The organism is Vibrio sp. R11-SG3-ISO3-SZ (assembly GCF_059834345.1).
Genome location: NZ_JCBDGX010000096.1, coordinates 18,336 through 27,752 on the forward strand (window position 1 = coordinate 18,336; position 9,417 = coordinate 27,752).

A 9,417-nucleotide genomic window follows, 5' to 3' on the forward strand; every position below is an offset into this window, starting at 1 on the left:
TGGTGCAATTTAGGGTGTTAAAAATATTTAATGCTCTGATTTTATTGTTTTTTTCTATTTGGCATCTTCGTTGCTTTACTCTAAGAGACCTAAGTGAGTTCGTGCTCAGTCACACATTACAATAACAACGTCAACGGCAAAGGAGCCTCTTCCCAACAGGAAGAGGCTTTGTTGTTTTTAGAGGAAGGAATCATGGCAAAGGAATGTATCAAATCGGCCTGTCCGTACTGCGGCGTCGGCTGTGGAGTCGAAATTAGCCCACGAGGTATTGTTGGAGACAAAGCCCACCCAGCCAACCAAGGCGCACTGTGTGTTAAAGGCGCCGCGCTTGCAGAGAGCATGAAAATGCCGTCGCGCCTGCTCTACCCCAAATTTCAGGGCAAGGAAGTGAGCTGGGATGAAGCGGCAGAGCGCATTGCCGGTGCGATGGCGGAGGCGATCCACACGCAAGGCGCGGATTCGGTCGCCATGTACGTGTCAGGGCAACTGTTGACAGAAGATTATTACGTTGCCAATAAGCTGATGAAAGGCTTTGTTGGCAGTGCCAACATCGACACCAATTCACGTTTGTGTATGTCTTCAGCGGTGGTGGCGCACAATCGCGCGTTTGGCGAAGATGTAGTGCCGGTCAATTATGACGACCTTAATCATGCCAATCTGATTGTCATTTGTGGAGCGAATACCGCGTGGACGCACCCTGTGCTGTTTCGTCGAATCCAACAAGCGCGCGATAAGAATCCAGAGATGAAGTTGGTCGTGATTGATCCACGCGAAACCGTCACCGCGAGCCAAGCGGACTTGCATATTCCTATTGCCAATGACGGCGATGTGGCGCTATTTCACGGACTGATTCGCTACCTACATCAACATGACGCGCTTGACCATGACTTTATTACCAACCACACAGAAGGCTTTGAGGCATTGTTGACTGAAGTGAACGCTAGCCAATATCAGTTGGATGCGATTGCGGAACGTATCAAGGTCGAGTCGGCGAAAATTGCGACCTTCTATCGCTGGTTTGCGCAAGAGCGCAAGGCGATCACGCTGTTTTGCCAAGGCGTTAACCAATCGCAAAGTGGTGCAGACAAAGGCAATGCCATCATCAACGCGCATTTAGCTAAAGGGGCGATCGGTTATCAGGGCGCAGGGCCGTTTTCTATCACCGGGCAACCGAATGCGATGGGCGGACGCGAAGTCGGCGGGCTCGCCAATCAGTTGGCTGTCCATCGCGGCTTCGATGATGAGTCCATCGCACTGGTCGAAGACTTTTGGCAAGCGCCTAATATCGCCAGAAAGCCTGGTTTAAAAGCGATCGAGATGTTTGAAGCGGTTGAGCGCAACGAGATCAAAGTGATTTGGATCATGGCAACCAATCCGGTGGTCTCGATGCCAGATAACCACTACGTGCGCCGCGCACTTGAAGCCTGTCCTTTGGTTATCGTGTCAGACATCACCGCCGATTCAGATATCGCTCAATACGCAGATCTGCTGTTGCCCGCCGCAGGTTGGGGAGAAAAGCAGGGCATGGTGACCAACTCAGAGCGCACCATGTCGCGCCAAAGACAGTTCACGCCACCACCAGGGCAGGCTTTCCCCGATTGGCGTGCGATTAGCGTTGTTGGCGCGCTTTTGTGTGAAAAACTCGGGGTGAGCAACGGATTTGATTTTCAAAGCGAAGCGGACGTGTTTCGTGAATATGCCGCCATGACGGGCATCAATGCAACGTCTCCACGTTTATTGGATATCAGCCAATATGCTGAGCTGACGGATGAGGAGTATCGCCAATGGCAACCTAAGCAATGGGGCGGGGAGAGACCTTACGCCGAGCAGCGTTTTAGTTTCGCCGACGGTAAAGCGCGTTTCATTGCCGCGAAAGAGGGCGCATTGCAACGAGGCTGGTGGCTCAATACCGGTCGTCAGCGCGATCAATGGCACACCATGACGCGCACAGGGCATGTGGTTCATCTTGCCGCCTCAGAAACGGAGCCGACGGTGTACATGAACGCGCTATCGGCAAGCCATTTGGGTATTGAGGCCGGCCAACTTATACGTATCTCACCTGCCAAAGTTGCATCGGCGCAAGGGCCGCACGCCACTATTGTGGCGAAAGTAGGCATGGATGAGACCTTGAGTTACAAACAGCTCTTTATGTCGATGCATTGGGCGGCGGCGTATGGCGGAAAGTCACAAGTGAACGCCGTCGTAAGTCGAGATGCCGACCCCCATTCTGGTCAGCCCGCGTTTAAGTCAAGCGAGGTCGAGCTTCTGCCAGTATCGGTTAAGACTTATGGCCTCTACATTGGCAGCCAATTTGACCCCGATGATTGCCTGTATCACTCCTTTCAAGTGGAGAATCGTGTCGGAATTTGGCGCTTTGCCCATGATAAGCCCGCAGATAAGCAGACGTTGTGTGTGGGTGACAGACCTAGCTGCCTCAACCATATCAAAACCCGCCGAGTTGTCCTTGATACCTCTTCTGGATGGTTAGCGGTGGATTTTGATGAGGTTGGAGATGAGCGCATTGTCCGCTCTTTATTGGTCACGTCAGAGCAACCTATCCACTCCGATTACACCAAATTAGTGGAGTTGGTCGGCAAGGCGCTCAATTTCAGCCGTCTTATTTCTCTTGCAGCGCAAGAAGGCCAGAGCGAGCTTATTTGCAGTTGCTTTAGAGTGACCGATGAGCAGATTTTGCAATCGCTCAGCGAAGGGGAGTGTTCGAGCGTAGCGCAGTTGCAAACCAGATTGAAGTGCGGCACCAACTGCGGCTCTTGTTTACCACAAGTCGCACGTTTGGTGGAAGAGTTCGAGCAAACGCAGGTTTCGCCTGACACAACGACGCAAAGCATCACAGTAGTAGATACGTCGCCGAACGCGACAATGAGGTAAGTGCTATGGATAAGTTGCAGCATCAACACAATGACACATACCGACTTCGAGAAGGGGCTGGCAAAAGCCTATCCAGCGCTGGATTTATCGACCACGATGCCCAGCGTGGCGCATCGCTGAAATTGGCGAGTCCAAAACCCGGCACGGGTCACGTCTTTTTGACGGGCGCAGGGCCCAATGATCCGGAATTGCTGACCGTCAAAGCGATGAAGGCTATTCAGAATGCAGACGCGATCGTCTACGACCGATTAGTGAACGTCGATATCTTAGATTTGGCTAAACCGAGCGCGACACTCATCTACGTGGGAAAACGTTGCGGAAAACCGAGTCTAAAACAGGAAGAGATCAGTCAAATCTTAGTTGATTTGGCGATGCAGGGATTAGAGGTCGTACGCTTGAAAGGGGGAGATCCTTTTATCTTCGGCCGTGGCGGTGAAGAAGGGTTGCGACTTGCAGAGCAAGGCATTGAGTATGAGGTGATCCCGGGCATCACCGCCGCCATTGGTTGCGCAGCGAGCAGTTTTATTCCCCTCACGCACCGAGAGGTCGCGCGCAGTGTAACCTTCGTGACGGGGCAAGTGGTGTCGGGCGCACTGCCGACCTGGGCACATTTGGTCGGACAGGGTCAGACATTGGTGTTTTATATGGGGCTTGAGAAATCCGCCGACATACAACAAGGGCTGATGGCCAATGGGTTGGCGGCAGATTTCCCGCTTGCGATCGTGACGCACGGTTGCAGTCGCCAGCAGCAAGTTCATATCTCAACACTCGGGGCGCTGTGCGATATGGCTCAAGCGTTAAAAGGCGTGAGTCCAACGTTGATTATCTTAGGTGAAGTGGTCAAACTACGAGAACAATTAACGAAGACCATAGCGTCTGTGGCTTATGAGGCTGTATGAGCACAATAAAGGAATGTATTCGCACGGTTGGGCGTGGGGAGAGGGGGCGCAAACCTCTGAGTTTTGAGCAAGCCTATCAGGTAATGGATGAATATCTCGATGGGCAGGGCGCGGACGATCAAATGGCTATGCTGCTAATGCTGATTCGCGTGCAAAATGAGACCAAGCAAGAGATTGCCGGTTTCGTCAAAGCGTTTCAGTCACGTATGCCACAGCTTGGTGCCGACATCGATTGGCCTTGTTACGCCGGTAAACGCCCAGCCAGTGGCAAACCTTGGCATGGATTAGCGGCCAAAATTCTTGCCAACGCTGGGCACAAGGTGCTGCTGCATGGCTATCATGACCTTGCCGCGGGGCGAGAGCATGTTGAGGATTATTTGACCGAGCTTGGCATCGAGATGGCGAAAACGCCAGAACAGGCTAAAACATTGCTCGAGCAGCACGCCATCGCATATTTGCCACTGCGCCATTTTGCGCCCAAAGCGCAAGAGATGATCGGTTGGAAAAATCGCTATGGGCTCAGAACGCCGATCAACACGGTGGTTCGCGCCCTGAACCCAAGTGGCGCAGCGATCGGTATTCGCGGCAGTTTCCACCCAGGTTTTCAGCAGTTGCATGCAGAGGTAGAGCATGAAATTGGCTTGACCAAACATGCGGTGGTCTCTTTCAAAGGTCAATCGGGAGAATCAGAATACAACCCCAAGGTAAGCCAAACGGTCTGGATGAGCTCAGAAAACGGCGTGACCTCCCACTACCAGGCAGAGCAGCTGCTCACCGATGTGCCACTACCGAAGGGATGCCCTTTAGAGACGCCGCAAAGTGATTGGAACATGATGGCGAACACCATTATCGCGACCATGGCGACTGTGTTGTTCCCGCTGCACAACGATTACAGTCAAGCGTTTGCGTCGGCCTATCAGCTTTGGGAGGAGTACTGCGCCAATGCTTGAAGCTGAAATGTCTAGAAAAATAGAATCTATTCAACTAGATAGGGTCTCATCTCCTTCTGTCTGACAACATTGGCACATTCCTTGTTTTGAAAAGCTTAGCTGGAGCAATAAAACAAGGAATGTCTATGTACCAAGCCATGTCGAAAATTCCGATCATCGTCTGTTGCGATTCACTCAAAGAGCAAAGCCGAATCAGTGCAATACTCGCCCAAGATTTTGATGCAATTTTAGGCTGCCAACTGGCGCAATTTGACGCGATTATCACGCAGCACCCCAACTCATTTGTGGTGGTCGGCTGGCGACAACCGTGCGCTGAGCTCACCTTGCTGATTGAACGTTGCCGCGAGAAAAAGTTGCCACTTCTGGTGATTGTTCAGTCATTGAGTTCTATGGATATCAATCGCTTACCTAAAAAAATGGATTATGTGCTACTCCCAAGCGATAGTGGTTGTACACTGGCGCCTTGGGCACTGCACGCCGCTTCTGTTCGACAGTCGATGTTAGATATGGAACAGGAAATGGCCGAACTTGCCAGCAAATTGGAAGAGCGGAAATGGATAGAAAAAGCCAAAGGGTTATTGATGAAGCACCACGGTGTGGACGAGTCTGCCGCCTATAAAGCGATGCGCCAATCGGCGATGCAATCGAGTCAATCGATGGTTCAAGTCGCGAAAAACGTACTGATCACCTTAGAGACGTTAAAAGGTTAGGCTACCACTTTGGGGTTACAAGAAAAATTCCAACTCGGTGCGAAGCGCACTAAGGCAAAGCAGAACCAATAGGAATAGTAAGTAAAATCAACTTAATTTATTGAATTTTAAGCATTAAATAAGTTGGCATGCTACTTGGAATAAGAATAACTAACGTTAGAAGCGTGATTCATTACGACTTTGCGCAACCACACAATTTGTTCAATTGTACTTAAGGTTTATCAACGGCGGTAAATCGTTAAGTCAGCATCGGCGCTACTGCTCATCACGAGCAGTAGCGCTTTTTTATTGGAGAAAGAGTATGAAATGGAAATCAACCCTGAACACTGCTGGATTGCTTAAAAGCACGGCGTTAGCCGTCACGTTATCACTGTCTGCCTACGCGCCGATGAGTGCTGCCGAGGTCGGTGAGCCTGAACTCGAAGATCTCAAGTTCGGCTTCATCAAATTGACTGATATGGCGCCGCTCGCGATTGCGTATGAAAAAGGCTTTTTTGAGGACGAAGGCTTGTACGTCACGCTTGAGGCGCAGGCCAACTGGAAAGTGCTTCTCGACCGAGTGATAGATGGTGAGTTAGACGGCGCGCACATGCTATCAGGTCAGCCGCTCGGTGCCACCATTGGTATAGGTACACAGGCGGAGGTGATCACCGCATTCAGTATGGATCTCAATGGCAACGCGATTACGGTCTCCAACGATACATGGGCAGAAATGAAACAGTACGTGCCTAAGCAAGATGATGGCCTTCCTGTTCACCCGATCAAGGCGGATGCGCTCAAGCCTGTGGTTGAGGGTTACCTTGACCAAGGCAAGCCATTCAATATGGGCATGGTATTCCCTGTGTCCACTCACAACTATGAACTGCGCTATTGGCTTGCCGCAGGGGGCATTCACCCTGGCTATTACGCGCCAGAAGCGGGAGATAACAGTGGCCAGCAAAGCGCGGATGTGTTGTTGAGCGTGACTCCGCCACCGCAAATGCCCGCCACAATGGAAGCCGGCACGATCAAAGGTTATTGCGTCGGCGAACCGTGGAACCAACAAGCGGTGTTTAAAGGGATAGGCGTGCCTGTGGTCACCGATTACGAAATCTGGAAAAACAACCCAGAAAAAGTATTTGGCGTCTCAAAAGAGTGGGCAGAGAAGTACCCGAATACGCACATTCGAGTCGTGAAAGCGCTGATTCGCGCGGCCCATTGGCTTGATGAGAACAACAACGCCAACCGTGAGGAAGCGGTTAAGTTGCTGGCGAAAAGTGAATACGTCGGCGCTGACTACGAAGTGATCGCCAACTCCATGACCGGCACATTCGAGTATGAAAAGGGTGACAAACGTGAAGTGCCTGATTTCAACGTTTTCTTCCGCTACAACGCGACTTACCCCTACTACAGTGATGCGATCTGGTATTTAACCCAGATGCGCCGCTGGGGACAAATCGCCGAAGGTAAGTCAGATGACTGGTACATGGACGTAGCGAAGAAAGTCTACCGCCCTGATATCTACCAACAAGCGGCACAAGCCCTCGTCGAAGATGGTGTTCTGACGCAAGGTGACTTCCCTGACTTTGGTCAAGAAGATGGTTTCCGTGCGCCGCAGACGCATTTCATCGATGACATCGTTTACGACGGTCGCCAGCCTAATGCCTACCTAGAAAAATTCAATATTGGTCTAAAAGGCAGCGACAAAGTGTAACGCCCAAAATTGGATCAAATCGGGGGGAGGCGACTCCCCCCACATTAGGAAAGCCCGATTGAGCGCTGCGCTCAATCACACAGTCAACAAGACGTAACAAGGATGTAATAGGAGTGCTTATGTCGAGTAATGTCATTTCCCTCATACCGAGTAAATCGGTGGTAGCGAACAAAAGCAAAATCGTTCTGCTACCGCTTATCGGCATATTGATGTTTTTGATGATGTGGCATTTAAGTGCACGTCAGGTCGAAACGTCATTAGGCACCTTGCCTGGCCCGGTGCAAACGTTCGAGCAATTTAGCAATTTAGTGGACGATCATTGGAATGAGCGCCAAAAAGAACAAGCCTTCATTGAACGCCAAGAAAAGCGCAATGCGAAGAAGCTCGCCAAAGATCCCAACGCCGAGGTGAAAATTCGCCCCTACACAGGCAAACCGACATTTTTTGATCAGATTGTCACCAGTTTAGTGACGGTGGCAAGTGGCTTTATTCTCGCCACGGTGATCGCTGTACCCCTAGGTATTGTCCTTGGGCTAAACCACGGTTTGTATCAAGCCTTTAACCCAATTATTCAACTGCTTAAGCCCGTTTCGCCCCTTGCTTGGTTGCCTATTGTGACCATGGTGGTGAGTGCAACCTACGTCAGTGATGACCCGCTTTTTGCTAAATCTTTTGTCAACTCACTGCTTACCGTTGCGCTATGTAGCTTGTGGCCCACCTTGATCAACACGGCGGTTGGCGTGACAAGTGTGGACAAAGACCTGATTAACGTCAGTAAAGTGCTGCAGCTTTCTTGGTGGCAACACATTCGTATTATTGTCCTGCCGTCGGCGATCCCGATGATCTTTACAGGGCTTCGTTTGTCGCTCGGTATTGCGTGGATGGTCCTGATTGCCGCTGAAATGCTGGCGCAAAACCCCGGTCTTGGCAAGTTCGTTTGGGATGAGTTTCAAAACGGCAGTTCCGCCTCACTTGGGCGCATTATGGTCGCCGTTATTGCCATCGGTTTTATTGGTTTGTTGCTCGATCGCGGCATGTTGCAGCTACAGAAGTGGCTCTCATGGAACAAACAGCAAGCATTGCGTTAATAGGAGTTCATCATGTCTAAACCGTTACTCGATCTTACTCAACTTGGCATGCGATTTCCGACGCCTAACGGCGAATTTATCGCGCTCAAGAACGTCAATTTACAAATACAACGTGGCGAGTTTATCTCCCTGATTGGTCACTCGGGCTGTGGTAAATCGACCGTGCTCAATTTGGTTGCGGGTTTGCACATGCCCACCGATGGCGGCGTGATTGTCGATGGGCGCGAAGTCAGCGGCCCAGGCCCCGAGCGCGCTGTGGTATTCCAAAATCACTCGTTGCTGCCTTGGCTAACCGTGCACGAAAACGTGGAAATTGCGGTCAAACAGGTGGCTGCAGGGCAGAACAAAGCATGGATCAAACAGCAAACCGAGCACTATTTGGAATTGATCCACATGTCTCACGCGGCAGACAAAAAGCCAGATGAAATCTCCGGCGGCATGAAGCAGCGTGTCGGTATTGCGAGAGCGCTGGCGTTACAACCGAAAGTGCTGTTGATGGATGAGCCGTTCGGCGCGCTCGATGCGTTAACCCGCGCGCACTTGCAAGACTCCTTGATGGAAATCCAAGCTGACTTGAATAACACCGTCATCATGATCACGCACGATGTGGACGAAGCGGTGTTGCTCTCAGACAAAATCGTCATGATGACTAACGGACCGGCGGCCACGATCGGCGAAGTGCTTGAGATTGATTTGCCAAGACCCCGTGACCGAGTGGCGTTGGCGGATAACCCGCAGTATCAAAAATATCGCCAGTCAGTGTTGAGATTCCTCTATGAAAAGCAGGCCAAACCTGAGCCTACGGCATCAAAAACCAAGACAGCGTTAAGAGCAAGCGCGAGCTCGTCCACCCAAGACGATGCGAAATCAGCGGCAAAGACTGCCTAAGGAAGTGAACATGGAACGGATAGTAATTGTTGGCAATGGCATGGTCGGCCACCATCTGGTGGCTCAATTAGTCGAGCGCGGCGCGCATCTCGAAAAACGCATTACCGTGATTGGCGAAGAGCGCTTTATCGCTTACGACCGAGTTCAGCTCTCGGCAATGTTTTCGGGCAAATCCCATCAAGATTTGATGCTGAGCAGCGAAGAGTGGTATCAAAAACATGGCATCGAGTTGGTGCTCGGTGCTCAGGTGACCGCTCTGATGCCAGAGCTTAAACGCATAGAGCTCGATGGTGAAACCGT

Annotated in this window: 7 protein-coding genes and 1 pseudogene; all 8 read left to right on the top strand. The window is 51.2% G+C overall.

Features of this window, described 5'->3' with window-relative positions; all coding sequences use genetic code 11:
* The first annotated feature begins 192 nt into the window (after positions 1 to 192).
* Positions 193 to 2,889 carry a nitrate reductase gene (locus tag AC6R1O_RS12615; protein ID WP_500657139.1) on the top strand — a complete coding sequence of 899 codons (2,697 nt, stop codon included), beginning with the start codon at positions 193 to 195 and terminating at the stop codon, positions 2,887 to 2,889.
* Between the two features lie 5 nt (positions 2,890 to 2,894).
* Positions 2,895 to 3,788 carry a uroporphyrinogen-III C-methyltransferase gene (gene cobA, locus AC6R1O_RS12620; RefSeq protein ID WP_500657140.1) on the top strand — a complete coding sequence of 298 codons (894 nt, stop codon included), beginning with the start codon at positions 2,895 to 2,897 and terminating at the stop codon, positions 3,786 to 3,788.
* Entirely contained in the window at positions 3,785 to 4,738 is a 954-nt protein-coding gene (locus AC6R1O_RS12625) for a glycosyl transferase family protein (RefSeq protein WP_500657141.1), read from the top strand. Before cobA ends, AC6R1O_RS12625 begins: the two co-directional genes overlap by 4 nt.
* Positions 4,739 to 4,863: 125 nt before the next feature.
* Positions 4,864 to 5,448 (top strand): ANTAR domain-containing response regulator, encoded by a 585-nt coding sequence (locus AC6R1O_RS12630; RefSeq protein WP_500657142.1) that lies wholly within the window; start codon positions 4,864 to 4,866, stop codon positions 5,446 to 5,448.
* Between the two features lie 301 nt (positions 5,449 to 5,749).
* Positions 5,750 to 7,141 (top strand): CmpA/NrtA family ABC transporter substrate-binding protein, encoded by a 1,392-nt coding sequence (locus tag AC6R1O_RS12635; RefSeq protein WP_500627272.1) that lies wholly within the window; start codon positions 5,750 to 5,752, stop codon positions 7,139 to 7,141.
* Between the two features lie 119 nt (positions 7,142 to 7,260).
* Complete coding sequence (locus AC6R1O_RS12640; RefSeq protein WP_334552004.1) at positions 7,261 to 8,229, top strand: ABC transporter permease; 969 nt, start codon at positions 7,261 to 7,263, stop codon at positions 8,227 to 8,229.
* 12 nt (positions 8,230 to 8,241) lie between these two features.
* Positions 8,242 to 9,117 carry an ABC transporter ATP-binding protein gene (locus AC6R1O_RS12645; protein ID WP_500657143.1) on the top strand — a complete coding sequence of 292 codons (876 nt, stop codon included), beginning with the start codon at positions 8,242 to 8,244 and terminating at the stop codon, positions 9,115 to 9,117.
* A 10-nt stretch (positions 9,118 to 9,127) separates the two neighbouring features.
* Positions 9,128 to 9,417, top strand: a pseudogene (locus tag AC6R1O_RS12650) (nitrite reductase (NAD(P)H)); the annotation flags it as partial.

Excerpts from the sequence above, each read along its gene's own strand:
- AC6R1O_RS12615 (WP_500657139.1), top strand. The coding sequence starts at position 193 with ATGGCAAAGGAATGTATCAAATCGGCCTGTCCGTACTGCGGCGTCGGC.
- cobA (WP_500657140.1), top strand. The coding sequence starts at position 2,895 with ATGGATAAGTTGCAGCATCAACACAATGACACATACCGACTTCGAGAA.
- AC6R1O_RS12625 (WP_500657141.1), top strand. The coding sequence starts at position 3,785 with ATGAGCACAATAAAGGAATGTATTCGCACGGTTGGGCGTGGGGAGAGG.
- AC6R1O_RS12630 (WP_500657142.1), top strand. The coding sequence starts at position 4,864 with ATGTACCAAGCCATGTCGAAAATTCCGATCATCGTCTGTTGCGATTCA.
- AC6R1O_RS12635 (WP_500627272.1), top strand. The coding sequence starts at position 5,750 with ATGAAATGGAAATCAACCCTGAACACTGCTGGATTGCTTAAAAGCACG.
- AC6R1O_RS12640 (WP_334552004.1), top strand. The coding sequence starts at position 7,261 with ATGTCGAGTAATGTCATTTCCCTCATACCGAGTAAATCGGTGGTAGCG.
- AC6R1O_RS12645 (WP_500657143.1), top strand. The coding sequence starts at position 8,242 with ATGTCTAAACCGTTACTCGATCTTACTCAACTTGGCATGCGATTTCCG.